The organism is Janthinobacterium sp. 1_2014MBL_MicDiv (assembly GCF_001865675.1).
Lineage (GTDB): Bacteria > Pseudomonadota > Gammaproteobacteria > Burkholderiales > Burkholderiaceae_D > Janthinobacterium.
In genome coordinates this window covers 1,093,502-1,120,076 of the sequence record NZ_CP011319.1, presented here as the reverse complement: position 1 = coordinate 1,120,076, position 26,575 = coordinate 1,093,502, and the positions used below count along the sequence as shown (strand labels likewise).

Sequence of the window (26,575 nt, the reverse complement as noted above, 5' to 3'; positions counted from 1 at the left end):
CCGCCATGTCCCAGCACACCACCCTGATGTTCATGTTCGCCTGCGCCGGCCTGCTGCCCGCCTGCGCCAGCCTGCCCGATACGGCCAGCCAGGCCCGCCACGGCGCGCCGCCGCAGGCGCGCGTCGACGACAGCCCCGCCACGCGGGCCAGCGCCTACTGCAAGCTGGGCAAGCGCATGCAGGAACTGGGCGACCCGCGCGCGGCGCTGGCCGCCTATGGCGAAGCCCTGCTGCTGGCGCCCGCCTCGCCCGACGCGCGCAATGGCGCCGCCGTGCTGCACGCGCAGCTGGGCGAGCTGGACACGGCACGCGCCATGCTGCAGGCACTGGTTCTGGAAACGCCCACGGCCAGGACCTACAACAACCTCGGCTACGTGCTGTACCTGCAGGAAGATTACGCCCAGGCGGCGGGCGTGCTGCGCCAGTCGCTGCAGCTCGACAACAGCCAGCAGCCGGCGCGCGCCAACCTGGACCTGGCCATCGCGGCGCTGGCGCGCAGCGTGGCCACGGTCGATACCGCCACGGACGTCCAGCCCGACCTGGCACCGACGCCGCCGCTGGTCGCAGCCGCGCCGCCGACGCGCTTGCAGCTGACCCAGTTGCAGCCGAATGTCTTTGCGCTGAGCTGGCGCGATGCGCCCGTGGCGATGCCAGCCGTGTTTGCGGCCTTGCCCGCTCCGGCCAGGCAGAAGCAGACGGCGCCGCTGCCGCGGCTGGAAGTAATCAATGGTCATGGCGAAACGGGGCTGGCGGCGCGCATGCGCGGCATGCTGGGCGGCATGGGCATCGGCGTGCTGCGGCTGGGCAACCAGCGGCCGTATGGCGTGCAGGCCAGCAGCATCGTCTACCGGCCCGGCCATGCCGAGGCGGCGGCCACCCTGGCCAGGGCGCTGGGCGGCATGCCGCAGTTGCAGGCCGCCAGCGACGGCGGCATCGGCACGGGCGCCGACCTGCGTTTATTGCTGGGCAAGGATGCGCTCGCCAGCCTGCCCGCACCTGCCGTCCTGCTGGCGTCGAACACGGCGCCGTGACGACGGCTCAGCGCGGCAGCAGGCGGCGGTCGGCGGGGTCGAGCAGGAAGCCTTGCAGGATATCCTGCAGCTGCGGCAGCTTCGCCACGTAGGCGGGGATGCCCAGCTGGCGCGCGCCAAAGTAGTGGGCGATGATGTCGCCCTGCTGCTCCATGTTGAAATCGGACAGGACGCCGCCGGCGGCCGCATCGTAGCGGTAGGCGCGCTGCCGGATATAGCCGCCGCGCAGGGCCAGCAGCACGCCATGCAGCAGCACGCCATAGCCGAGCTGGTACTGCCAGACGTGCACCATTTCGTGGATGAAGAGCAGCTTGCTGCCATGGCCTTCGCGCGAAAAATCGTCGCGGTACTGGGCCGGCATGAAATGCAGGTTGCCGCGCGGCGTCATCGCCGTGTTCCGGTCCTGCAAGCCAAACGGCAGAAAGGAGCCGCGCACGACGCGCACGCGCGCGTAGTCGATGGCGTCGCGAAAGACGCTGCGGGCCATGGCCGTTTCGCCGATGGTCAGGGGGCGGCGCAGGACCCGCATGAGAAGTCGGGAAGAAAGCGCGGCAAGCATGCAAGCCTGCCGCGCCGCAGCCGCTTACGCGGATCGCAAACCGCTGGCCGCCTTGGCGATCTCCGTGATGCGGTCCCAGTTGCCGGCCGCGATCGCGTCTTTCGGCGTCAGCCACGAACCGCCCACGCAGGCGACGTTTTTGCATGCCAGGAATTGCGATGCCGTCTCTTGCGAAATGCCGCCCGTCGGGCAGAACGTCACGTCCGGCAGCGGGCCGTAGATGGCGTTGAGCATGCCGATGCCGCCGGCCGGCACGGCCGGGAACAGCTTCAGTTGCTGGAAGCCGTTTTCACGCGCCGCCATCACTTCGCCCGGCGTCATCACGCCCGGCAGCAGGGGCAGGCCGCTGCTTTTCGCCGCCGCCACCAGGGCCGACGTCAGGCCAGGCGAGACGCCGAAGACGGCGCCCGCATCGCGCGCCTGGACGAATTCCTCGGGACGGGTCAGCGTACCCACGCCGACGATGGCGCCCGGCACGGCCGACATGGCGCGGATCGCTTCCAGGCCGTGTTTCGTGCGCAGGGTCACTTCCAGCACGCGGATGCCGCCCGCCACCAGCGCGCGCGCCAGCGGTACGGCGTGGTCAGGGTCGTCGATCGCGATCACGGGGATCACGCTCGAGGTGCGCATAATTTCCAGTAGTGTCATGGTCATCTCTTATTTCCTAGCCAAAAAGTCTTCATCGGAACCCGGTACGGTATCGCCGACATTGTCGGCGTCGTGCAAGGCGACGGTGGTGGGAATCGGCGACGGCAGGCCGAAGGTGGTCGCACCTTCTTCCGCCGCGCTGACGGTGGAACGGAACATGGAAAACAGCTCGCGGCCCATGCCGATGTGGTTCGGCGACAGGTCGGCCTGCACCAGCGAACGGGCGTGCCAGACGTCGGCCGGCACCAGCGCCTCGAGTACGCCGGTGAACGCGTCGAGGCGGATGATGTCGCCGTCGCGCACCAGGCCCAGCGGGCCGCCGGCGAGGATTTCCGGCGACACGTGGATGGCCGCCGGCACCTTGCCCGACGCGCCCGACATGCGGCCGTCGGTGACCAGCGCCACGTGGCGGCCCGCATCCTGCAGGTTGGCCAGCGCCGGCGTCAGCGCATGCAGTTCCGGCATGCCGTTGGCGCGCGGGCCCTGGAAGCGCAGCACGGCGACGAAATCGCGGTCCAGCGATCCCGCCTTGTAGGCGGCCATGAAATCTTCCTGCGAGTTGAACACCAGCGCCGGCGCTTCCACCGTGCGGTGCTGCGGCTTGACGGCCGAGACCTTCATCACGGCGCGGCCCAGGTTGCCCGCGACCAGGACCATGCCGCCGTCCGGCGCGAACGGATTCGACGCCGGGCGCAGCACGTTGTCGTCGGCGCTGGTGGCCGGCGCATCTTTCCAGAAGACCTTGCCGTCTTCGCCGAGGAACGGCTCCATGCAGTGCGCGCGCAGGCCCTTGCCCAGAATCGTGGTGACGTCTTCGTGCAGCAGGCCCGCGTCCAGCAGTTCGCGGATCAGATAACCGGTGCCGCCGGCCGCGTGGAAATGGTTCACGTCGGCGTCGCCGTTCGGGTAGATGCGCGTGAGCATCGGCACGATGGCCGACAGTTCGTTGAAATCGTTCCAGTCGATGACGATGCCGGCCGCCTTGGCGATGGCCACCAGGTGCAGCGTGTGGTTGGTCGAACCGCCCGTGGCCAGCAAGCCGACGACGGCGTTGACGATACATTTCTCGTCAACAATATGGCCGACTGGCAAGTAGTTGGCGCTTTGCGCCGTGATGCCGGCGGCGCGCTGGGCGGCGGCCGTCGTCAGCGCATCGCGCAGCGGCGTGTTCGGCGTGATGAAGGCGGCGCCCGGCAAGTGCAGGCCCATCACTTCCATCAGCATCTGGTTGCTGTTGGCGGTACCGTAGAAGGTACAGGTGCCGGCGCCATGGTAGGCTTTCGATTCGCCTTCGAGCAAGTCTTCGCGCGTGGCCTTGCCTTGCGCGTACAGCTGGCGCACCTTGGCTTTTTCCTGGTTCGACAGGCCCGACGTCATCGGACCGGCCGGCACGAAGACGGCCGGCAAATGGCCGAAGTGCAGCGCGCCGATCAACAGGCCCGGCACGATCTTGTCGCACACGCCCAGGTACAGGGCCGAGTCGAACATATTGTGCGACAGCGCCACGGCCGTCGACATGGCGATGGTGTCGCGCGAGAACAGCGACAGTTCCATGCCCGGCTGCCCTTGCGTCACGCCATCGCACATGGCGGGCACGCCGCCGGCGAACTGGGCGACGGCGCCCACTTCGCGCACGGCTTGCTTGATGATCTGCGGAAAGCCTTCGAACGGCTGGTGCGCCGACAGCATGTCGTTGTACGAGGACACGATGGCCACGGAGGGCTTCTTGTATTCCTTCAGCGACAGCTTGTCATTGGCAGGAAACGCGGCAAAGCCGTGCGCCAGGTTGGTGCACGACAGGGCGCCGCGCTGCACGCCCTGGATGCGGGCCGCATCCAGATGCGCCAGGTAGGCGCCGCGCGATGGCCGGCTGCGCGCGATGATGCGCGCTGTTACGGATTCGACTACTGGATGCAGCGCCATATGGATTTCCTTAAAAATGAGTATTTCGTGAAATTTTACTACAAAATGCTGGCGCAGAAGCACCGTTGCAGGGGCCGGCGACAGAAATAATCCATTTACTGGCGACTTTTCAAGGCAAAACAACAGAATGCCGCGTGCCATCGCTTCGCCCCTATCTAGCGACGGCGTGGATAAAGGGCGGACAAAACGCGAAAAATGCGGTTCGCCCATACAAACTGTAGTGAAATTACGTTTTTCTGATGTATTATTCTCACATCAACGCCGGCACGTCCATTCGCCACGACGAACGCGCCGCGCTCCCTTCAACCGAGACAAGCACCGAAGCCGACCGCCATGCGCCAGCCAGCATCCATTCCCGCCATCACCGCCACCGCCAGTTTCCAGTCCCTGCAAGCGCATAGCGCCAGCCTGCGCGACGTGCATCTGCGCCAGCTGTTCGCGGCCGATCCCGCACGTTTCCCGACGATGACGGTCGATGCGGCCGGACTGCTGCTCGATTACTCGAAGAACCGGGTCGATGCCGCCACCATGGCGCTGCTGATGGACCTGGCCCGCGAACGCGGCGTGGAAGCGCAGCGCGAAGCGATGTTTACGGGCGAGAAAATCAATCTTACCGAACATCGGGCCGTTCTGCATACGGCCTTGCGCGCGCCGCGCGGCACCGCCCTGGTGGTGGATGGTCAGGATATCGATGCCGACGTGCAAGATGTGCTGCAGCGCGTGAAGGCGTTTACGGACAAGGTGCGCAATGGCAGCTGGCTCGGCTACACGGGCAAACCGATCTGCGACATCGTCAACATCGGCATCGGCGGCTCGGACCTGGGCCCGAAAATGGCTTGCCTGGCGCTGCGTTCCTACGCCAACCCGGGCCTGGAAATGCATTTCGTCTCCAACGTCGACGGCCACGACATGGAAGCGACCCTGTCGAAAGTCGATCCGGAAACGACCTTGTTCATCGTCGCCTCGAAAACCTTTGTTACCGCTGAAACCATGCTCAACGCCAATACGGCGCGCGCCTGGTTTTTGCTCGAAGGCGAGGAAAAGGACCTGGCGCAACATTTCGTGGCCGTTTCGACGAATACGCAAGCCATCGTCGACTTCGGCATTTCGCCTGACAACATGTTCCCGTTCTGGGACTGGGTCGGCGGCCGCTATTCCGTCTGGTCCTCGATCGGCCTGGCCGTGGCCCTGTCCGTCGGCTTCGAATACTTCAGCGACTTCCTCGCCGGCGCGCATGCGATGGACCAGCATTTCCGCCAGGCGCCGCTGGAAGACAACATGCCCGTCGTGCTGGCCATGGTGGGTTTCTGGAACCGCCAGTTCCTCGATTGCGGCTCCGTCTCGATCGCGCCGTACCACCAGGACCTGAGCCGCTTTGCCGCCTATCTGCAACAGCTGGACATGGAAAGCAACGGCAAGCGCGTCACCAAGGATGGCCAGCCTGTCGGCGTGCCGACGGGGCCCGTGATCTGGGGCGACTGCGGCACGAATGCGCAGCATGCCTACTTCCAGCTGCTGCACCAGGGCACCGACATCACGCCCATCGACTTCATTGCCGCGCTGCGCGCCACGCATGACTTGCCGGGCCACCACGACGCCCTGCTGGCCAACTGCTTCGCCCAGTCGGAAGCCTTCATGACGGGCAAGACCGGCGCTGAAGTGCGTCTGGATTTGCAGGCACAAGGTTTGCCGGACAGCGAGATCGAAGCACTGGTGCCGCACAAGACCTTCCCCGGCAACCGCCCCAGCAACACCATTTTGATGGACCAGCTGACCCCGACCACCCTGGGCGCCCTGATCGCACTGTACGAACACAAGACCTTCGTGCAGGGCGTCTTGTGGAACGTCAACAGTTTCGACCAGTGGGGCGTGGAACTGGGCAAGGTGCTGGCGAAGAAAATCCAGGCCGAACTGACGGGTGAGGCCCGTCCCGACCATCACGACAGCTCGACCAATGGCTTGATCGCCTTGGCCAAGGCCGCAAAAGCCGCATACTAATTAATAACGCATAAGCAAGCCTGCTGCGCGTCGGCATAGGCAACCTGCGATGCGCACCGTGCTCAGGCACAGCTGCGCTTCTCGGCCGCCCCTCCCTTCCGCTCGCGACGGTTTTGTTAAGCGCTCTCCACATTAAGAATAGATGAATATTTACGAAATCAAGGTAGTGAGCGACACAGCCATGCAAGTGGGCGAATGCCCGCTGTGGCATGGCAAGGAAGCGGCCCTGTACTGGGTCGACATCGATGGGCGCGCCGTGCACCGGCTGCATCCGGCCAGCGGCAAGCATGAGCAGTGGAGCATGCCGACGGAACCGTCGGCGCTGGCCATCAACGCCGGCGGCGGGCTGATCGTTGCCCTGCGCAGCGGCTTTGCCCACCTCGACACGAAGACGGGCAGCCTGGCGCACATCGCGCCGGCACCGTTCGACATGAGCACCACGCGCTTCAACGATGGCAAGGTCGACCCGGCCGGACGCTTCTGGGTCGGCACCATTTTCGAGCCGCGCAGCGCTGACGCGGCGGAAATGTTCGTGCTGGAAAAGGGAGAGGTACGCAAAGTCTGGTCGGGCGGCATGACGGTGTCGAACGGCCTGGGCTTTTCCCCGGACAAGCGCACCATGTACCACTCGGACACCACCACGCACCGCATCGACCGCTTCGATTTCGATGCGGCCACGGGCGCCATTTCCGCGCCACAGCCATTCCAGCGCTTCTCCACCGATAAAAAGGCGGCGGACTACGGCGGACGCCCGGACGGCGCGGCCGTCGACAGCGAAGGCAATTACTGGTCGGCCATGTTTGAAGGCGGCAAAATCCTGCGCTTCGCGCCCGATGGCCACCTGCTCGGTGAAATCGCCGTGCCCGTGCGCTGCCCCACCATGGTCACATTTGGCGGCCCCGACCTGCGCACCCTGTACATCACCAGCGCCAGCCACAACAGATCAAACGCCGAGATCGCCGCCTACCCGCTGACGGGCCACGTGCTGTCCGTGCGCGTGGACGTGGCGGGCCAGCCGGAAACGCCGTACCAGGCCTGAGCGTACCGGGAGCAGACCCGCAATGGCGCCACCCCGCAGGCTTGTGCTGTCATCCCCGGGGATCTGACCCCAGCCTTGTTATCGTTTCACGCATAAAAAAACGCCGGCACCCGCGAAGGTCCGGCGCTTTTTCATGTCAACGCGTAGGTCGGATTAGCGGGGCAACGCCCCGCGTAATCCGACAGCGGTGTCGGCCATGAGCATACCGGTGCCAGCCCTGCCGGTGTCGGATTACGCGCAGCTTCGCTGCGCTAATCCGACCTACCACTGACCCCAGCGCTTCGATCGTTTCACACATAAAAAAAGCGCCGGCACCCGCGAGGGTCCGGCGCTTTTTCATGTCAACGCGTAGGTCGGATTAGCGGGGCTACGTCCCGCGTAATCCGACAGCGGTGTCGGCCATGAGCATACCGGTGCCGGCCCTGCCGGTGTCGGATTACGCGCAGCTTCGCTGCGCTAATCCGACCTACCACTGACCCCAGCGCTTCGATCGTTTCACGCATAAAAAAAGCGCCGGCACCCGCGAGGGTCCGGCGCTTTTTCATGTCAACGCGTAGGTCGGATTAGCGGGGCTACGCCCCGCGTAATCCGACAGCAGTGTCGGCCATGACCATCCCGGTGCCAGCCCTGCCGGTGTCGGATTACGCGCAACTTCGCTGCGCTAATCCGACCTACCACTGACCCCAGCGCTTCGATCGCTTCACGCATAAAAAAGCGCCGGCACCCGCGAGGGTCCGGCGCTTTTTCATGTCAACGTGTAGGTCGGATTAGCGGGGCTACGTCCCGCGTAATCCGACAGCGGTGTCGGCCATGAGCATACCGGTGCCGGCCCTGCCGGTGTCGGATTACGCGCAGCTTCGCTGCGCTAATCTGACCTACCACTGACCCCAGCGCTTCGATCGCTTCACGCATAAAAAAAGCGCCGGCACCCGCGAGGGTCCGGCGCTTTTTCATGTCAACGCGTAGGTCGGATTAGCGGGGCTACGCCCCGCGTAATCCGACAGCAGTGTCGGCCATGAGCATCCCGGTGCCGGCCCTGCCGGTGTCGGATTAGCGCAGCTTCGCTGCGCTAATCCGACCTACCACTGACCCCAGCGCTTCGATCGTTTCACACATAAAAAAACGCCGGCACCCGCGAGGATCCGGCGCTTTTTCATGTCAACGCGTAGGTCGGATTAGCGGGGCAACGCCCCGCGTAATCCGACAGCGGTGTCGGCCATGAGCATACCGGTGCCAGCCCTGCCGGTGTCGGAATACGCGCAGCTTCGCTGCGCTAATCCGACCTACCACTGACCCCAGCGCTTCGATCGTTTCACACATAAAAAAAGCGCCGGCACCCGCGAGGGTCCGGCGCTTTTTCATGTCAACGTGTAGGTCGGATTAGCGGGGCTACGCCCCGCGTAATCCGACAGCGGTGTCGGCCATGAGCATCCCGGTGCCAGCCCTGCCGGTGTCGGATTACGCGCAGCTTCGCTGCGCTAATCCGACCTACCACTGACCCCAGCGCATCGATCGCTTCACGCATAAAAAAAGCGCCGGCACCCGCGAGGGCCCGGCGCTTTTTCATGTCAACGCGTAGGTCGGATTAGCGGGGCTACGCCCCGCGTAATCCGACGACAGTGTCTGCCTAAGCATGCCGGTGCCGGCCATGCCCACGGCGGCATCGAGTTACCGCGCCAGCACCTTGCGGATGGTTTCCGCCAGTTCCGCCGCCACAAACTTGGCCACGTAACCATCGGCGCCCACGCCCTTGACGTGGTCTTCGTTGGTCGAGCCCGTCAGCGACGAATGGATCACCACGGGAATCGAGGAAAAGCGGCCATCGTTCTTGATGTTGCGCGTCAGGGTAAAGCCATCCATCTCCGGCATTTCCAGGTCCGTCAGCACCAGCGCCACCTTGTCTTTCGCCGTCTTGCCTTCGGCCGCCGCCTGGCTGGAAATGGCTTGCAGGCGCTCCCACGCTTCCTTGCCCGTCTTGGTCATGATGAAGGGCACGCCCATCGCGTCCAGGCCCTTTTCGATCAGCGAGCGGGCCAGCGCGGAATCGTCGGCGGCCAGGATCACGGCGCCGGCAGGCAGCCGCACCTGCGGGCCGATGCTGTGCTCGTCCACGTCGGGCTCGCCCGACGGCAGCACGTTGCGCAGGATTTGCTCGACGTCCAGCACTTGCGCCAGGCGCGTCTTGTCCGTGTCGCCATCGAGGCGCGCGATGCTGGTGACCAGGCCCCCGCCCACGCTCGATTCGGCCGACAGCACCTGGTTCCATTCCAGGCGCACGATTTCATCGACCTCTTCCACGGCAAACGCCTGTGTCGAACGGGCAAATTCCGTCACCATCAGGATCTTCAAGCCATTGCTCTTGCAGCCGACCGCCATCGGCAAGTCGATCACGGGCACGATCTGGCCGCGGATATTGACCACGCCCAGCATATGGGGGTGCGATCCAGCCACCGCCGTGATGGCCGGCATTTCCATGATTTCACGTACTTTGAACACATTGATGCCGAATAGTTCGCGGCTGGTCGAGTGATCGCTGGTGCCCAGCTTGAACAGGAACAGTTCGAATTTGTTATTGCCTGTCAGGCTGGTGCGTTCATCGACATCTTGCTGCATTGAATTCATTGTGTCCCCTTGAGCCGTCTTGTAAAGTTAAGCTGCCTGCCCGCAATACGGGCAGTGCTGACTGCAGCCGCATGGACGTCGGAAGGCGGGTTCGGGGCATGGCCGGCGCTAGCGGTGCAGTGTGAATCGGACAACTTCGTACTACCAATAGTTGCTATCGATTCGAGTCTGAATTATACGGTTTTTTACTTTCCTCAAAGCTACTTTACGCCGCCAGCAGCCATCCTGGCAGCATTTCTTGACTTGCTTGTTGCTACAGCGCAAATGATGATGGTGAGAATCGAAAATTTCCCTGGCAACCATGGTTGCTTTGAAAAGCCCCGTTGTAATGATGGCCCCGCGCCGACGCCGGCGATCGGCATATAATGAGCACGCAGCGGCGCAATGAGCGATGCCGGGCAAAACTGCGACGGCAGCAGATTAAATGTAGTAAAATTTCTTGCAATTGCCTGTTCTACGTAGTAAATTTACACCATCGATTATAGTAGCGACAGACTGGCACTTCCGGTCGGCCTCCTCCCCGCTCCGGCTCTTTTACTTTTGCGACGACACTCACTTATGGCTCTTACCGATTTTGATCTGGTCCTGTTTGGCGGCAGCGGCGATTTGGCAATGCGCAAATTGCTGCCTGCCATGTATGCGCGCGACGTCGCGAACGATTTGCCGCCGACGGCGCGCATCATCTGCGTGGGCCGCCAGGACAGCGGCCAGGACGCCTTCCTGAAAATGGTGGAAAGCAGCGCCCGCCCGCACATCAAGGCCAGCACCCTGAATGCCGCCACATGGAGCCGCTTCTGCGCGCGCATCGTGTATGTATCGCTCAACGCCAGCGATGCCAAGACCTACGCGCCCCTCGTCGAAGCGCTGCGCGACGGCAGCGACCTGACGCGCGTGTACTACCTGGCCACGCCGCCGCACCTGTTCGCCTTGATCTGCGACAACCTGGAAGAAAATGGCCTGGTCACGCCGAATTCGCGCGTGGTGCTGGAAAAACCGCTGGGCCGCGACCTTGCCAGCGCCAAGCAGATCAATGCCGAAGTGGGCAAGGTTTTCCAGGAATCGCAGATCTACCGCATCGACCATTACCTGGGCAAGGAAACCGTGCAGAACTTGCTGGCCTTGCGCTTCGGCAACGTGCTGTTCGAACCGCTGTGGCGCCGCGAATGGATTTCCGACGTGCAGATCACCATCGCCGAGAAACTGGGCGTGGGCAACCGCATGGGTTACTACGACACATCGGGCGCGCTGCGCGACATGCTGCAAAACCACTTGCTGCAACTGCTGTGCATCGTCGCCATGGAACCGCCGACCTCGATCGCGCCGGACGCCGTGCGCGATGAAAAGCTGCAAGTACTGCGTTCGCTCAAAAAATTCACGCCCACCACGCTGGCGCAAAACATCGTGCGCGGCCAGTACCGTGCCGGCCACGTCGACGGCGTCACCGTGCCGAGCTACCGCGACGAGCCGGATGCGCCAGAACACTCGCGCACCGAGACCTTCGTTGCGTTGAAGGCGGAAATCGACACCTGGCGCTGGGCCGGCGTGCCGTTCTACCTGCGCACGGGCAAGCGCATGGCCGATAGCCTGGCCGAAATCGTCGTGCGCTTCAAGCAGATCCCGCACTCGATCTTCAACCAGCCCACGTCCAGCTTCCAGCCGAACTGCCTGGTGATCCGCTTGCAGCCCGACGAAGGCCTGCGCATGAACCTGATGGCCAAGACCCCGGGCGACGGCATGCGTTTGAAACCGGCGGAACTGGAACTCGATTTCCGCGAATCGTTCAAGACGCCGCGCATGGACGCTTACGAGCGCCTGCTGCTCGACGTCCTGCGCGGCCAGCTGACCCTGTTCATGCGCGGCGACGAACTGGAAGCGGCCTGGGAATGGGTCGAGCCGATTCTCGACAACTGGGAACAGAACGACAGCGCGCCGATTCCGTACACGGCCGGCACCTGGGGCCCGGCCGCGGCCAGCGCCCTGATCGGTCGCGACGGCTTGCAGTGGCGTGAAGAGGCCCTGCCAGAAGACTAAGCTAGCAGGGCGTGGAGCCGTGCCTTGCAAGGCACGGCCGTTACGCAGGCGCGGAGCGGTGCTCCGCGAATTCCCTGCTTCACCTTTGCCAGTCCCCGAGCTCCCGAAAACTAACCCAGAAGACTACCCTGATGCTGCTTGACTCCATCCGCACCCAGCTCGATTCGCTCTCCAAGTCGGAGAAGAAGGTCGCGCTGGCCGTGCTTGACCAGCCCAACCAGACGGTCAGCCAGAACATCACGGCGCTGGCGAAAAGCGCGCAGGTGTCGGAACCGACCGTGGTGCGCTTTTGCCGCACGCTGGGCTACGACGGCTGGCATGAATTCAAGCTGAAACTGGCGCAGGGCCTGGCCCTGGCCATGCCGGGCGCGAACGAGCAGCCGGCGCAGGATGACCTCGCGGCCGACCTGGTGAATAAAATCTGCAGCCGCTCGATCAACACCCTGCTCGACCTGCGCAACAACCTGAACCCGGAAGCGATCCAGCGCGCGCTCGACATCCTGTCGCGCGCCAGCAAGATCGAATTCTACGGCCAGGGCACGTCCGGCATCGTGGCGGCCGACGCGCAGCACAAATTCTTCCGCTCGGGCGTGCCGACGGTCGCCTACAGCGATCCGAACATCCACAGCATCGCCGCGGCCCTGTTGCGCGGCGGCGACTGCCTGGTGGCCATCTCGCAGCGCGGCAACAGCCCCGCCCTCGTGCGCTCCGTGAAACTGGCGCGCCGCGGCGGCGCCGACGTCATCGTGCTGGCGCCATCGGGCACGCCGCTGGCCGACCTGGCGACCGTGCTGATCCCGATCGACCTGGTCTTCAACACCGATCCCTACACGCCGATTTCGGCGCGCCTGGCCTACCTGGTGGTGATCGACGTGCTGGCCGTCGGGCTGGCCCTGCAGCGCGGTCCCGAATTCCGCAAGAAGATGCAGAACGCGCAGAAGGCGCTGCAGGAATTCGACATGCAGTTCGATTCCTTCATCGGCTAGCGCGCCTGGAAAACGTCCATGGCGGCGCTGCGCTTCCCTGGCGTACTGTCTGCGGAAGCGCGCCTTGCCCTCAACGTTTTGGCGAGCGCGCCATGCTACAGGCATGAAAAGAGCGCGGGCGCTTCCGGCCGGATTATGTACAATACTCCGGCAAGCCCTTTCACTCTTTCCCGCGCAGCCATGAACCAACTCGAACAACTGAAGCAATTTACCACCGTGGTGGCCGACACCGGCGACTTCCAATCGATCCAGGCCTACACGCCGCGCGACGCGACGACGAATCCGTCGCTGATCCTGAAAGCCGTGCAGAAGGATGAATACAAGCCGCTGCTGGAAAAGGCCGTGCGCGACCATCCGAACGCCTCCACCGCCGAGATCATCGACCGCCTGCTGATCGCGTTTGGCGTGGAAATCCTGCAAACCATCCCTGGCCGCGTCTCGACCGAAGTCGATGCGCGCCTGTCGTTCGACACGGAAGGCACCGTCGCCAAGGGCCGCGACCTGATCGCCCTGTACTCGAACGCGGGCATTCCGCGCGAGCGCGTGCTGATCAAGATCGCTTCCACCTGGGAAGGCATCCGCGCCGCCGCCATCCTCGAAAAGGAAGGCATCCGCTGCAACATGACCCTGCTGTTCTCGCTGGCCCAGGCCATCGCCTGCGCCGAAGCGGGCGCGCAGCTGATTTCGCCGTTCGTCGGCCGCATCTACGACTGGTACAAGAAATCGACGGGCATCGACTACATGGGCGCGGAAGACCCGGGCGTGCAATCCGTCAAGCGCATCTACAATTACTACCGCAAGTTCGGCTACAAGACGGAAGTCATGGGCGCGAGCTTCCGCAACACCTCGCAAATCCTCGAACTGGCCGGCTGCGACCTGCTCACCATCAGCCCCGACCTGCTGCAAAAGCTGGCCGACAGCGATGCGCCCGTGGAGCGCAAGCTGAGCGCCGAAGCGGCGCCGTCGACCAACATCGTGCAAATGTCGCTGAACGAAGAAGCCTTCCGCTTCATGATGAATGAAGACGCGATGGCGACGGAGAAGCTGGCCGAAGGCATCCGCGCCTTCTGCGTCGATTCCGGCAAGCTGAAACAGATGATCGCGGCACTGCGTTAATCGCCCGCGCCCCCGCCAAAAGGCGGCGTCCGTGCACTGCACGGCGCCGCTTTTTTGCATGGCATCGCGAGCGGGAGCAATGGCGCTACAATAAACCACCACCACCAGTCGCCGCGCGCATGTCCCTTACCTCGTCCGCCATCACCATCCGCCTGGGCCGCCGCGCCCGCGCCCGCATTGCCGAACAGGGCTTGCGCGCGAGCGATGTCGCCATCGTCCCCGCCGCCGCCGGCGGACCGAAAGGCCTGATCCTGCACCAGCTCGATTGCTGGCTGTTCGGCGAATTCCTGGCACAGGCGCCGCGCCCGCGCCACTTCGTCGGCGCCTCGATCGGCGCCTGGCGCATGGCGGCGGCAGTTTTTCCCGACCCCGTCGCGGCGCAGCGCCGCCTGGTGCGCGAATATGTGGGCCAGCGCTATCCGGACAAGCCCGATGGCGCCCACGTCAGCCGCACCTGCCGCGCCCTGCTCGACGCCATGCTCGATGGCCAGGATGCCCACCTGCTGCGGCATGACCGGCACAGCCTGGCCGTGCTGGCCGTGCGCGGCATCGGCACGCTGGCGCGCCAGGGCAAGTGGCGCGACCGGCGCGGCTTCCTGCTGGCGGCGGCCAACAACGCCGTGGCGCGCGCCCGCCTGGCAGGTTCGCTGGAACGCGTGGTGTTCCATGCGGGGCCGGACAGCGCCAGCTGGCTGCGTTCGCGCTTCGACGCCTTTCACTCCCACTTCGTGCCGCTGGCGCAGGACAACCTGCGTGACGCGCTGCTCGCTTCCGGCTCCATCCCGCTGGTACTCGACGCGGTGCAGGGCATCGCCGGCGCACCGCCCGGACGCTACTGGGACGGCGGCCTGGTCGACTACCACCTGCACCTGCCCTACCAGCGCGAACCGGACCTGGTGCTGTATCCGCACTTCGCCGACCACATCGTCCCGGGCTGGCTGGACAAGGCCATGCCGTGGCGCCGCGCGCGCGGCCCCGATCCTGCGCTCGACAACATGATCCTCGTCTCGCCCTCGCCCGCCTTCGTGGCCAGCCTGCCGAACGGCAAATTGCCGGACCGGCGCGACTTCCCCCATTACGGCCAGGATCATGCCGCACGCATGCGCGACTGGCGCCGCGCCATCGCCGAAAGCGAGCGCATGGCCGCCGCCTTCGCCCGCTGGGCCGAACAGCCGGACTTGCGCCAGGCGCTCGACCTGTAGCGCGGGCCGCATCGCAACAGGCATAAAAACAACAGCGTTTTTCACTCGCCTATTGGTCACTTCTCGGTGCATACTATGTCGCACAGGCAATTTAATCCCCCTTGCGACAGGAGTTCGACCATGCATGCCCTCTCCCATCTTCGTATCGGCACGCGCCTGGCAGCGGGTTTCGCGCTGGTGCTCCTGCTGTCCGTGATCTCCACTTCATACGCGCTGTACAGCGCGCACATCAACGCCGAGGCGACGCGGCAAATGATGGAAAAGCCGCTGGCCAAGGAGCGCCTGGTATCGGACTGGTATGTGCTGATCTACTCGGCCATCGCGCGCACCTCGATGATCGCCAGGAGCACGGATGAAACCCTGTCGAGCGTCTTCGCCGAGACCATCGCCGACAGCACCAAACAGGGTAGCGAACTGCTGAAGCAAATCGAATCGCTGCTCGACAGCGAGGAAGAAAAAACCATCTTCAAGGCGTCCGTGGCGGAGCGCGTCAAGTACCAGGACGCCAAGACGCTGGTGATGAATGCGCGCAAGGCCGGCAACGCGGCACAGGCGGAAAGCACCTACCGCGACAGCTTCGCGCCGGCCGCCGCCAGTTACCAGAACAACGTCAAGGCCCTGCTGGCGCAGCAGCGCAAGGCCATCGACGCCACGGCGCAAGCCATCGAGGCGGCCAACGACCGCAGCTTCACCCTGCTGCTGACCTTGTGCGCACTGGTGGTGGCGCTGGGCAGCGTCTGCGCCTGGCTGATCACGCGCTCGATCACCGTGCCTCTGCAGGCGGCCGTGAAGGTGGCCGAAACGGTGGCCGACGGCGACTTGCGCACGCATTTTGCCGCTGCGGCCGGCGATGAAATCGGCGACTTGATGCGGGCGCTGCAAGGCATGAACGAAGCGCTGCGCAAGGTGGTGTCGGAAGTCCAGAGCGGCACCAACGCCATCGCCACGGCCTCCGGCGAAATCGCCGCCGGCAACCAGGACCTGTCGGCCCGCACGGAACAGCAGGCCAGCTCGCTGGAAGAGACGGCGTCGTCGATGGAGGAACTGACGTCGACCGTGAAGCAGAATGCCGACAATGCGCGCCAGGCCAACCAGATGGCGGTGGCCGCCTCGGGCGTGGCCGAACGGGGCGGCAGCATCGTCAGCCAGGTGGTCGACACCATGGGCGCCATCGATACGGCGTCGACCAAGATCGTCGACATCATCGGCGTCATCGACGGCATCGCCTTCCAGACCAACATCCTGGCGCTGAACGCTGCCGTGGAAGCGGCGCGCGCCGGCGAACAGGGACGCGGCTTTGCCGTCGTCGCCACCGAGGTGCGCAACCTGGCGCAGCGCTCGGCGGCGGCGGCGCGCGAAATCAAGGCCCTCATCGGCGACTCGGTGGAACAGGTCAACAACGGCACGCGGCTGGTGCAGCAGGCCGGCAGCACCATGGGCGAGGTAGTCGACAGCGTGCGCCGCGTCACCGACATCATGGCCGAGATCACGGCCGCCAGCGCCGAGCAAAGCATGGGCATCGACCAGGTCAACCAGGCGATCGCGCAAATGGACCAGGTGACGCAGCAAAACGCGGCCCTGGTGGAAGAGGCGGCAGCGGCCGCCGAAAGCATGCAGGACCAGGCGGCGCGCCTGGCGCAAGTGGCGGCCGGCTTCCAGCTCGAACACATGCCCGCGGCGGCGCCGGCACGCGCAGCGCCACCGGCCAGGGCATCGGCCGCCAGCGCGCCTGTCCGCCCCGCCGCCACGCGGATCGCCGCCCCCCGCGCGGCCCAGGCGGCCAGGCCAGCCAGCACGGGCAAGCCTGCCGCTGCCACGCCAAAGACCCCGGCGCACATCGCCGGCGACCAGGACTGGGAAGAGTTCTAGGCGGCGATTCCGGCCCCGCAAACGCATGCATCTGAAATGGTTTGACAGCGCGGCGGGCCGCGAGGATACTAGGTTTTCAGGTGGCATGGCGCACCACCGGCAGCAAGACGTCTGGCGCCTGACATCGTTCGCGGGAGTTCGAACATGAAGCGTTTACCACTGCCATTGCGCCAGCCGCTGCGCCATCTGTCTGCCCTGCTGCTGTGCGCAGCCCTGGCCGCCTGTGCCACGCCGCCTGCCGCGCCGCCTCCACCCGACCTGTTCAACGATGCCAGTTTTGCCGCGCCGACGGCAAAGATCGACCCGCAGCAGGCGTTTGCCGTGAGCGAGGCCATGCGGCGCTACGTGCGCGTCGATATCGCGCGCGAGGCGCGTGGCAAGAATCCCCGCCGCGCGCTCGCCAATGCGCTGTACAACAAGGCGGGACTGCAACTGGAATACGATGCCGCCATGACGCGCACGGCGGCGCAGACGTTCGACGAGCGCAGCGGCAATTGCCTGTCGCTGGTGCTGATGACGGCCACCCTGGCCAAGGAAATGGGGCTGGAAGTGCACTACCAGGCGGTGCTGGGGGAAGACAGCTGGAGCCGCAGCGGCGACATGTATTTTGTGGCCGGCCACGTCAACCTGGTGCTGGGCCGGAAGCTGGCGCAGAACAGCGACAGCTATGACGCCGATGCGGAACTGCTGATCGATTTCCTGCCGGCCCAGGATCTGACGGGACAGCGCACGCGCACGATCAGCGAATCGACCATCCTGGCCATGTACCTCAACAACCGCGCCGCCGAAACCATGGCCAATGGCGAACTCGATCAGGCCTACTGGTTTGCCCGCGCCGCCATCCTGCAAGACCCCACGTTTGCCGGCGCCTTCAACACGCTGGGCATCATCCAGCTGCGCCACGGCGACATGGAGCCGGCGCGACGCACGCTGGCCTATGCGCTGGAACGCTCGCCGGCGAGCACCGTGCTGCTGTCGAACCTGGCGCAGGCGCTCGACAACCTGGGCCGCACGGACGAAGCGCAGCTGATGCGGCGCAAGCTGCTGGCGCTGCAGCCGGAACCGCCTTTCCACTTTTTCAGCCTGGGCCAGATCGCCATGAAGAATGCCGACTACCAGGAAGCGGCGCGCCTGTTCCAGCGCGAGATCGCGCGCGATCCGTATTACCACGAGTTCCACTTCTGGCTGGCGCAGGCGTATGCGCGCATGGGCCAGCTGGCGCAGGCCGGGCGCCAGCTGGAACTGGCGATGGACAACAGCACCACGCGCGGCGACCATGGCCTGTACGCGGCCAAGCTGCAGCGCCTGCGCGCCGCCACCACGCACTAGGCGGCGTCAGTCTTCCAGGAACATCTGCTGCAGGTCGTTCAGGAAGCGCAGTCCCAGTTCCGTCGGGCGGATGATCTGGTGGTCGCGGTACAGCAAGCCCTTGGCCTCGGCCGCGTTGAGCGGCCTGTCGATGGCGTTGATGGCCAGGCCCGTGCGCTCGGCGAACAGGTTCGGCGAGAAACCCTGCGTCAGGCGCAGCGTATTGAGGTTGAACTCGAAGCCCATCTCCTCGCGCGCCAGCTCGCGCTCTTCCTGCACGTGCTGGCCGGCCAGCACGGCGTCCATATACGCCTTCGGCTGCTTGTAGCGGGCCTGGCGCAGGACGCGGTGCGGGAACGATATCTTCGAGTGGGCGCCCGCGCCGATGCCCAGGTAATCGCCGAACTCCCAGTAATTGCGGTTGTGCTTGGCCTGGCGGCCCGGCTGCGCATACGCCGATACTTCATAACGGCCGTAGCCGGCCTGCGCCGCGCGTTCGGCCACCATGTCGGCGATGTCGGCGCTTTCGTCGTCGTCCGGCAGCACCGGCGGATACTTGGCGAACAGGGTGTTCGGCTCCAGGGTCAGGTGGTACAGCGACAGGTGCGGCGGCGCAAACGACAGCGCCGTGTCCAGGTCCTGCCGCGCCTCGGCCAGCGTCTGCGTGGGCAGCGCATACATCAGGTCGAGGTTGAAATTGTCGAAATGCGCATGCGCGATCTCCACCGCGCGGCGCGCTTCATCGTCGTCGTGGATGCGTCCCAGCGCCTGCAGGTGGCGGCCATTGAAGCTCTGGATGCCGATCGACAGGCGGTTGATGCCGCTGGCCCGGTACGACTTGAATTTTTCCGTTTCAAAGGTGCCCGGATTGGCTTCCATGGTGATTTCGCAATCGGGCTCCAATGGCAGCAGGGTGCGCACGTCCGACATCAGGCGGTCCAGTCCCGCCGCCGACATCAGGCTGGGCGTGCCGCCGCCGATGAAAATCGTGTGGATCTTGCGGCCCCAGATCAGGGGCAGCGCCATTTCCAGGTCCAGCCGCAGGGCCGCCAGGTATTCCGCTTCCGGAAAACCGCCGCGCACCTCGTGCGAATTGAAATCGCAGTACGGGCATTTTTTCACGCACCACGGGAAATGGATGTACAGCGACAGCGGCGGCAGGGCCGTCAGGTTCAGCGCGCCCGGCTGCAGGTATTTCAACGCCGCGCCGGCCGCGCCGGAAATGCCTTCCTGCGGCGCGGGGGCCGCGCCTGGCTTGGCGGCAGATTTGGCAACAGCGCCGACCAGTTTGATCGGGATCATCGCAGTTTCTCGACCAGCGCGCGCAGGGCCTGGCCACGGTGCGACAGCGCGTTCTTTTCATCGGACGTCAGTTCGGCCGCGCACTTGTCCAGGGCCGGAAGATAGAAATGCGGATCGTAGCCGAAGCCGCCCTTGCCGCGCGGCGTGGCGATCATCTCGCCATTCCAGCGGCCGTCGGCGATCACCGGCTGCGGGTCGTCCGCATGGCGCACGTACACCAGCACGCAATAGTAGTACGCGGACTTGTCGGCATGCGCCTCCAGGTCGGCGATCAGCCTGGCGCTGTTGGCCGCGTCCGATTTCGGCTCGCCCGCATAACGGGCCGAATACACGCCCGGCGCGCCGCCCAGGGCATTGACGCAGACGCCGGAATCGTCGGCCAGCGCCGGCAATCCCGTCAGGCGCGCCGCGTGGCGGGCCTTTTGCAAGGCGTTTTCAACGAAGGTGTGGAATGGCTCGTCCGCTTCCGGCACGTCGTACTCGCCCTGGGCGTGCACGGAAAAACCGATGGTCGAGAGCAGCTCGTTGAATTCCTTGAGCTTGCCGGCGTTGTTTGATGCGAGGATCAGGCGTTGGGTCATGTGACAATATCCGGGTTAAGCGGCACCGCGCGAGGCGGGCCGAATGAAGTGCCGACATTGTAAACCTTTTGCGCGTCCCCCACCTTGGCCCGCCGCTGCCGCCGGCAGCGGCGGGTGTGGGCTTTTTGCCCGGCGCGGCGGGCAAAAAGGTGTAAATCTACGTAAAGATTAAACGCGATTAGACGCGGCTCAGATCCCGAGGGCCTGCTTTTGCAGGGCGATCAGGTCGGCGATGCCACCCTGCGCCAGGTCCAGCAGGCGGTTCATGCCGGCGCGGTCGAAAGCGGCGCCTTCGGCCGTGCCCTGCACTTCGATGAAGTGGCCCGCTTCCGTCATCACCACGTTCATGTCCGTGTCGCAGCCCGAGTCTTCCACGTAGTCCAGGTCCAGCACCGGCATGCCCTGGTAGACGCCCACCGAGATGGCGGCGACGAAGCTTTTTACGGGGATGGCGGCGATGGCGCCGCGCGCCTGCAACTGCGCAAACGCGTCATACGCGGCCACCATGGCGCCCGTGATCGAGGCCGTGCGCGTGCCGCCGTCGGCCTGGATCACGTCGCAATCGAGGTGCAGCGTGCGTTCGCCGAATGCCTGCAAGTCAAAGGCGGCGCGCAGCGAGCGGCCGATCAGGCGCTGGATTTCCTGCGTGCGGCCGGACTGCTTGCCACGCGCCGCTTCGCGGTCCATGCGCGTATGCGTCGAGCGCGGCAGCATGCCGTACTCGGCCGTCAACCAGCCCTGGCCCTTGCCCTTCAGGAAGCCCGGCACCTTGTCTTCGATGCTGGCGGTGCAAATGACCTTGGTGTCGCCGCACTCGATCAGCACCGAGCCTTCGGCATGCTTGGTGTACTGGCGGGTGATGCGGATGGCGCGCAGCGCGTCGACGGCGCGGCCGCTCGGGCGGGATTCGAATGTCATGGGATGTCCTGTGTGATTGGGGTTGCGGCAGCGATTCTAACACCGCGCGCCGCCATATTTGCAGCCATGCAACAGCATCGGGCCGCGCGCGGGGGCGCTGCACACATGATCCCTACAATCCTGCCCCGCCAAACACAATTTTCTTTACAATGCCGTAAAACGCACACTATTCAGCAATTTTCAGGCCACCAGACCATGCGGTCCTGTTTTTGCGGCGCGGGCGGTATTGCCTGCGCTGGCTGATTAAGTGTATAAGTGACTGTATACAAGATCAAATCGGGGAATCCTTTGAGCATTTCAAGCATGACAGGCTACGCGGTTGCCACCAGCGAAGGTGCTGCAGGCACACTGACAATTGAAATCAAGAGCGTCAATTCGCGCTTTCTCGACCTGCAATTCCGCATCAATGACGATTTGCGGGCGCTGGAGCCTGACTTGCGCGCCGCCGTCATGTCCGCCATCACGCGCGGCAAGGTCGAGGTACGCCTGAGCTTTGGCCGCAAGGCAGCCACGGCCGGCACGCAGGCGCTGAACCTGCCCCTGCTGGCGGAACTGGCGCGCCTGCAAACCGAGGTGGGCCAGCATTTCGTGTCCGCGCCCGTCATGACGGTGGCCGAACTGCTGCGCTGGCCTGGCGTCATCGAGGAAGCGCAAGTGGGGCAGGAATCCCTGCAGGCGGACGTGGGCGCGCTGACCAAGCGCACCGTGGCCGCCTTCGTCGACAGCCGCAAGCGCGAAGGCGCCGCGCTCGAGGCCGTGCTGGTGTCGCGCATCGAAGCGATGGAAGCCATCGTCAAGCGCATCACGCCCCTGATCCCGCAAGTGGTGGCGGCCTTCCAGCAAAAAGCCATCGAGCGCATGCAGGATGCATTGGGCCTGGCCAGCCAGGGCTCGAATTCGGCCCTGTCGCGCCAGGACGCCATGGAACGCATCCGCCAGGAAGTGATCTTGTACGGCATCCGCATCGACGTTTCGGAAGAACTGGCGCGCCTGTCGGCCCACCTGGGCGAAACGCGCCACATCCTGACCAAGGGTGGCCAGGTCGGCAAGCGCCTCGACTTCATGATGCAGGAACTGAACCGCGAAGCCAACACGCTGGGCGCCAAGGCGTCCGTCAAGGAACTGGCCGACGCCTCGATGGACTTGAAGCTGCTGATCGAGCAGATGCGCGAACAGGTGCAGAACCTGGAGTAAGCGATGACGACCCTATGCACATGGACACTCGCGGCCACCCTGGCATTGCTGGCGGCGGGCGCGCAGGCGCAAACGGCGCAGCGGCCATCGCCGTATGCGATCGAGGGCTGTACGTTCGGATGCTTCGCCCTCAAGGAACGCGGCGCCGCCATCTACACGGGCGCCGACGCCGCCTCTTACCGCATCTGCTCGCGCAGCACCCTGGGCGCGGAAGTGTCGGTCGACGGCAACGTCGTGCGCATCAACAACCGCGACTGCACCGATGTGAATGGACGGGCCATCGTCCTGACCACGGGCGAAATCGCGCTGGGCCGCCTGCCCCGCTGAAGCCGGGCAGGGAAAACGCATGCCAGGCCTCAGGCCAGGCGGGTTTCGGCGCGCCAGCGGTCGCTGGCTGCGATGACGACGCAGGCCACAAACAGCACGATGCTGTATTCCACGCCGCCGGCGCCATGTTCGCCGACGAACCAGCCCTTGGCCGCATGCACGATGGCGATGCCGCCGAGGCAGATCACCATCAGCCCGGCCGCCGCCCAGCGCGTGTATTTGCCAACGATGAGCAGGCTGCCGCAAACGATCTCGACGGCGGTGATCGCCCACACGACGGCCAGGCCGTAGATGAATCCCTTGTCTTCCAGGAAACCGGCGAAGCGGGGAATCGTGCCATTCGCGATGCGCGTGACGGCATGCGCCATGAACATGATGGCAATGGCCACGCGCAGCAACAGCATGGCCTGTGGAAAACTGAGAAACGGGAATTTGTTCATGCGCGCGCCCTGTCAGCAAAGAATGGTTGTTAAGAAAAATACATTCCAAATTAGATAACTATTTCTCTCAGATAACAAGCAAAATATGCATGCTGGCGGGCGCAAGCGACGGCGCCGGCCATCAGGGACTGGCTGGCAGCCTTGCCTCTTGGTAAAATACTGAATTGGGCGCCGCCCGCGCAAGCGCAGGCGCCGACATCACACGACATGGAAAGATCAGCATGAGCCACCCTACCGCCTTCTCTGGCAGCCTGTTCGTGGTCGCCGCGCCATCGGGCGCCGGCAAATCGACCCTCGTCAATGCGCTGCTGGCGCAGGAACCGGGCATCAAGCTGTCGATCTCGACCACCACGCGCGCGCCCCGCCCGGGCGAGCAGCATGGCCGCGAGTACTATTTCACGACGGCGCAAGACTTTGTCGCGCGCGCCGACCAGGGCGAGTTCCTGGAATGGGCGGAAGTGCATGGCAATTACTACGGCACCTCGCGCATCATGGTGGAGCAGCAAATGCTGGCCGGCACCGATATCCTGCTGGAAATCGACTGGCAGGGCGCGCGCCAGGTGCGCAAGCAATTCCCGCGCGCGGCCGGCATTTTCATCCTGCCGCCATCGATCGATGCGCTGGAAGAGCGCCTGAACAAGCGTGGCCAGGATGAGCCGCACGTGATCACGCGCCGCCTGCTGGCGGCTGGCGGCGAAATCGCACACGCTCCCGAGTTCGAGTATGTTATTATCAATGAAGAGTTTACGGTCGCTTTGTCCGAACTGAGCGCGATCGTGAGAGCGGCCCGTTGCCGGTTTGCGCAACAAGCGGCCCGCAACGCATCGCTATTCGCCCAGCTGGGCCTGCACGCAGAGTAATTCGTCTGCACGCCAGTTCACACAGCGCCACGCACAAATTTTAGGAGTTACTATGGCCCGTATCACAATCGAAGATTGCCTGAAGCAAATCCCTAACCGTTTCCAGCTGACCCTGGCTGCGACCTATCGCGCACGTCAGTTGCTGCAAGGCCACACCCCTAAGGTCGAAGCCAAGGACAAGCCTACCGTTGTCGCACTGCGTGAAATCGCTGCCGGTAAAGTCGGCATCGAAATGCTGAAAAAGGTCCCGATGTAAGTGGGAACCCGCGTGCCGGAACAGTGCTGACCCCTGGTTCTACCGTATCCTTTATTCACACTGTGAAGTAACGCGACGTTTTATGAGTCTGACCCCAGCCGACACGACTTCCGCAGCACTGCCGCCCCAGGCCTCGCGCCAGGCGGCAAAACCACAGGGCGCTTCCGCGCCCGGTGTCGGCACGTCCGCAGGCGGCATGCCCGCAGCGCCCGCCCTGGGCGTGGCCTCCGTCAGCCACCTGGCCGACAAGCTGGCCGAATACCTGTCTCCCGCCGACCTGAAAAAAGTCAAGGAAGCCTACCGCTTCTCCGACGAAATGCACCTGGGCCAGATGCGCCGCTCGGGCGAACCGTATATCTCGCACCCGATCGCCGTCGCCGAAATCTGCGCCGACTGGAAACTCGACGCGCAAGCCATCATGGCGGCCCTGCTGCACGACGTCATGGAAGACCAAGACGTCAAGAAGGATGAGTTGATCGAGCGCTTCGGCGCGCCCGTGGCGCACCTGGTCGACGGCCTGTCGAAGCTGGAAAAGATCGAATTCCAGAGCCAGATCGAAGCGCAGGCGGAAAACTTCCGCAAGATGCTGCTGGCCATGGCCTCCGACGTGCGCGTGATCCTGATCAAGCTGGCCGACCGCCTGCACAATATGCGCACGCTGGACTTCATGACGGCGGCCAAGAAGCGCCGCATCGCCAGCGAGACCATGGAAGTGTACGTGCCGATCGCGCACCGCCTCGGCCTGAACAACATCTACCACGAGCTGCAGGACCTGTCGTTCTCGCACCTGTACCCGATGCGCTACCGCACGCTGGCGAAAGCCGTCAAGGCGGCGCGCGGCAACCGGCGCGAAGTGGTCAACAAGATCATGGAAGCGGTGAAAAGCACCTTGTCCATGGCCGAAATCGAGGCCGACGTCACAGGCCGCGAAAAGACCCTGTACGACATCTATAAAAAGATGCGCAGCAAGCACTTGTCGTTCTCGCAAGTGCTGGACGTGTACGGCTTCCGCGTGGTCGTGGGCAGCTTTGCCGACTGCTATGTCACCCTGGGCACCTTGCACAGCCTGTACAAGCCCATGCCGGGCAAGTTCAAGGATTACATCGCGATCCGCAAGCTGAACGGCTACCAGTCGCTGCACACGACCGTCATCGGCCCCTACGGCACGCCCGTGGAATTCCAGATCCGCACGCAGGAGATGCACCGCACGGCCGAGTCCGGCGTGGCGGCGCACTGGCTGTACAAGAGCGGCGAATCGAACCCGTCCGACCTGCAGCAGCGCACGCACGCCTGGCTGCAATCGCTGCTCGACATCCAGCAGCAGACGGGCGACTCGGCCGAATTTCTCGAGCACGTCAAGGTCGACCTGTTCCCCGATTCCGTCTATGTGTTTACGCCGAAGTCGAAGATCATCGCGCTGCCGCGCGGCGCCACGGCCATCGACTTCGCGTATTCGATCCATACGGGCATCGGCGACCAGACCGTGGCCGTGAAAATCAACAACGAAACCTCGCCGCTGCGCACCGAGCTGCACAATGGCGACATCGTGGAAATCATCACCGATTCCTCGTCGCGCCCCAGCCCGACGTGGCTGTCGTTCGTGCGTACCGGCAAGGCCCGTTCGGCCATCCGCCACCATTTGCGCACGATCAACCTGCCCGAATCGATCGCGCTGGGCCAGCAGCTGCTGTCGCAGGCGCTGCAAGCCCTGAACATCGATGCCGACCTGCCGGCGCCGCTGGTGGAACGCCTGCTCAACGAATCGAGCGCCAATTCCATGGACGAGCTGTACGCGGACATCGGCATCGGCAAGCGCATGGCCACCCTGGTGGCGCGCCACATCTTCGGCCTGATCGGCGGCGAAGCGGCCAGCATGCCGGTGGAACACAATAGCGGCAGCGAACTCGACCCGGTCACCATCTGCGGCAGCGAAGGCGTCTCCGTGCAGCTGGCGCCGTGCTGCCTGCCGATTCCAGGCGACCAGATCATCGGCCAGCTGCGCCGCGACCAGGGGCTGCTCGTGCACACGAGCGACTGCACGCAGGCAAAACGCCAGCGCGCCAAGGAACCGGACCGCTGGATCGCCGTACGCTGGGGAAGCGAACTGAACCGCCGCTTCGACTGCCGCATCAAGGTACTGATCAACAGCGAACGGGGCATCCTCGCCCGCGTGGCCGCGGAGATCGGCGAGTCGGACGCCAACATCATCTATGTGGGCATGGACGAAGACAAGGACAACGTCCTCGACCAGCTGCGCTTCACCGTGCAGGTAAAAGACCGCGTCCACCTGGCCGCCCTGCTGCGCAATGTGCGCCGCGTCGCCGGCGTCAACCGGATACTTCGGGAGCGCAATTAAAAAAACGGC

General features: G+C 64.6%; 22 protein-coding genes. 14 read left to right on the top strand and 8 right to left on the bottom strand.

The genetic code is table 11. The annotated features are described in order from the left end of the window. Nucleotides 1–5 precede the first annotated feature (5 nt). Nucleotides 6–1,031, top strand: a complete 1,026-nt coding sequence (locus YQ44_RS04925) for a LytR C-terminal domain-containing protein (RefSeq protein ID WP_071322432.1) — start codon at nt 6–8, stop codon at nt 1,029–1,031. 7 nt (nt 1,032–1,038) lie between these two features. On the opposite strand, the gene YQ44_RS04920 is transcribed toward YQ44_RS04925, so the two are convergent. The 3 genes from YQ44_RS04920 to edd are packed head-to-tail and all read right to left on the bottom strand — an operon-like array spanning nt 1,039 to nt 4,161. Continuing rightward, entirely contained in the window at nt 1,039–1,560 is a 522-nt protein-coding gene (locus YQ44_RS04920; protein ID WP_071322431.1) for a hypothetical protein, read from the bottom strand. A gap of 54 nt (nt 1,561–1,614) precedes the next feature. Continuing rightward, a complete protein-coding gene (gene eda / locus YQ44_RS04915; protein WP_071322430.1) occupies nt 1,615–2,244 on the bottom strand; it encodes a bifunctional 4-hydroxy-2-oxoglutarate aldolase/2-dehydro-3-deoxy-phosphogluconate aldolase in 630 nt (209 codons plus the stop codon). A 3-nt stretch (nt 2,245–2,247) separates the two neighbouring features. Further along, a complete protein-coding gene (gene edd, locus YQ44_RS04910; protein WP_071322429.1) occupies nt 2,248–4,161 on the bottom strand; it encodes a phosphogluconate dehydratase in 1,914 nt (637 codons plus the stop codon). A gap of 333 nt (nt 4,162–4,494) precedes the next feature. Between edd and pgi the strand changes: the two genes are divergently transcribed. Both pgi and YQ44_RS04900 read left to right on the top strand, forming a co-directional pair. Beyond that, nucleotides 4,495–6,159, top strand: a complete 1,665-nt coding sequence (pgi, locus tag YQ44_RS04905) for a glucose-6-phosphate isomerase (RefSeq protein ID WP_071322428.1) — start codon at nt 4,495–4,497, stop codon at nt 6,157–6,159. 142 nt (nt 6,160–6,301) lie between these two features. After that, a complete protein-coding gene (locus YQ44_RS04900; protein ID WP_071322427.1) occupies nt 6,302–7,198 on the top strand; it encodes an SMP-30/gluconolactonase/LRE family protein in 897 nt (298 codons plus the stop codon). A 1,668-nt stretch (nt 7,199–8,866) separates the two neighbouring features. Here the strand turns inward: YQ44_RS04900 and YQ44_RS04895 are convergent. Next, nucleotides 8,867–9,820 (bottom strand): chemotaxis protein, encoded by a 954-nt coding sequence (locus YQ44_RS04895; protein ID WP_071322426.1) that lies wholly within the window; start codon nt 9,818–9,820, stop codon nt 8,867–8,869. Between the two features lie 558 nt (nt 9,821–10,378). On the opposite strand from YQ44_RS04895, the gene zwf reads away from it, so the two are divergent. The 6 genes from zwf (at nt 10,379) to YQ44_RS04865 (ending at nt 18,353) form a co-directional block, all read left to right on the top strand. Then, complete coding sequence (gene zwf / locus YQ44_RS04890) at nt 10,379–11,851, top strand: glucose-6-phosphate dehydrogenase (RefSeq protein ID WP_071322425.1); 1,473 nt, start codon at nt 10,379–10,381, stop codon at nt 11,849–11,851. A 131-nt stretch (nt 11,852–11,982) separates the two neighbouring features. Next, the gene (locus YQ44_RS04885) at nt 11,983–12,837 is read left to right on the top strand and encodes an SIS domain-containing protein (protein ID WP_071075885.1); all 855 of its coding nucleotides are present in this window, start codon (nt 11,983–11,985) and stop codon (nt 12,835–12,837) included. Between the two features lie 180 nt (nt 12,838–13,017). Next, nucleotides 13,018–13,953 (top strand): transaldolase, encoded by a 936-nt coding sequence (gene tal, locus YQ44_RS04880; RefSeq protein WP_071322424.1) that lies wholly within the window; start codon nt 13,018–13,020, stop codon nt 13,951–13,953. 119 nt (nt 13,954–14,072) lie between these two features. Then, nucleotides 14,073–15,155, top strand: a complete 1,083-nt coding sequence (locus YQ44_RS04875) for a patatin-like phospholipase family protein (RefSeq protein ID WP_071322423.1) — start codon at nt 14,073–14,075, stop codon at nt 15,153–15,155. 120 nt (nt 15,156–15,275) lie between these two features. Beyond that, nucleotides 15,276–17,024, top strand: a complete 1,749-nt coding sequence (locus tag YQ44_RS04870; RefSeq protein ID WP_071322422.1) for a methyl-accepting chemotaxis protein — start codon at nt 15,276–15,278, stop codon at nt 17,022–17,024. Between the two features lie 144 nt (nt 17,025–17,168). Further along, the gene (locus YQ44_RS04865; RefSeq protein WP_083411648.1) at nt 17,169–18,353 is read left to right on the top strand and encodes a tetratricopeptide repeat protein; all 1,185 of its coding nucleotides are present in this window, start codon (nt 17,169–17,171) and stop codon (nt 18,351–18,353) included. Between the two features lie 6 nt (nt 18,354–18,359). Here the strand turns inward: YQ44_RS04865 and hemW are convergent, their stop codons facing one another. From hemW to rph, 3 genes are all read right to left on the bottom strand, one after another. Further along, nucleotides 18,360–19,634 (bottom strand): radical SAM family heme chaperone HemW, encoded by a 1,275-nt coding sequence (gene hemW / locus YQ44_RS04860; RefSeq protein ID WP_071322421.1) that lies wholly within the window; start codon nt 19,632–19,634, stop codon nt 18,360–18,362. Next, nucleotides 19,631–20,215 (bottom strand): RdgB/HAM1 family non-canonical purine NTP pyrophosphatase, encoded by a 585-nt coding sequence (rdgB, locus tag YQ44_RS04855; protein WP_071322420.1) that lies wholly within the window; start codon nt 20,213–20,215, stop codon nt 19,631–19,633. Before rdgB ends, hemW begins: the two co-directional genes overlap by 4 nt. A gap of 189 nt (nt 20,216–20,404) precedes the next feature. Beyond that, nucleotides 20,405–21,133, bottom strand: coding sequence for a ribonuclease PH (rph, locus tag YQ44_RS04850; protein WP_071322419.1), 729 nt, complete (start codon nt 21,131–21,133; stop codon nt 20,405–20,407). Nucleotides 21,134–21,436: 303 nt separating this feature from the next. Here rph and YQ44_RS04845 point away from each other — a divergent pair, with 303 nt between their 5' ends. Further along, nucleotides 21,437–22,327 carry a YicC/YloC family endoribonuclease gene (locus YQ44_RS04845; protein WP_071322418.1) on the top strand — a complete coding sequence of 297 codons (891 nt, stop codon included), beginning with the start codon at nt 21,437–21,439 and terminating at the stop codon, nt 22,325–22,327. A 3-nt stretch (nt 22,328–22,330) separates the two neighbouring features. Beyond that, nucleotides 22,331–22,654, top strand: coding sequence for a hypothetical protein (locus YQ44_RS04840; protein WP_156894691.1), 324 nt, complete (start codon nt 22,331–22,333; stop codon nt 22,652–22,654). A gap of 29 nt (nt 22,655–22,683) precedes the next feature. On the opposite strand, the gene YQ44_RS04835 is transcribed toward YQ44_RS04840, so the two are convergent. After that, nucleotides 22,684–23,094: a DoxX family protein gene (locus YQ44_RS04835; RefSeq protein WP_083411647.1), complete on the bottom strand. Its 411-nt coding sequence runs from the start codon at nt 23,092–23,094 to the stop codon at nt 22,684–22,686. 221 nt (nt 23,095–23,315) lie between these two features. On the opposite strand from YQ44_RS04835, the gene gmk reads away from it, so the two are divergent. From gmk to YQ44_RS04820, 3 genes are all read left to right on the top strand, one after another. Beyond that, nucleotides 23,316–23,954 carry a guanylate kinase gene (gene gmk / locus YQ44_RS04830; protein WP_198043874.1) on the top strand — a complete coding sequence of 213 codons (639 nt, stop codon included), beginning with the start codon at nt 23,316–23,318 and terminating at the stop codon, nt 23,952–23,954. A 52-nt stretch (nt 23,955–24,006) separates the two neighbouring features. Beyond that, entirely contained in the window at nt 24,007–24,210 is a 204-nt protein-coding gene (gene rpoZ, locus YQ44_RS04825; protein WP_010400723.1) for a DNA-directed RNA polymerase subunit omega, read from the top strand. A gap of 196 nt (nt 24,211–24,406) precedes the next feature. Next, nucleotides 24,407–26,566 (top strand): RelA/SpoT family protein, encoded by a 2,160-nt coding sequence (locus YQ44_RS04820; protein ID WP_442905930.1) that lies wholly within the window; start codon nt 24,407–24,409, stop codon nt 26,564–26,566. Nucleotides 26,567–26,575: the final 9 nt, after the last annotated feature.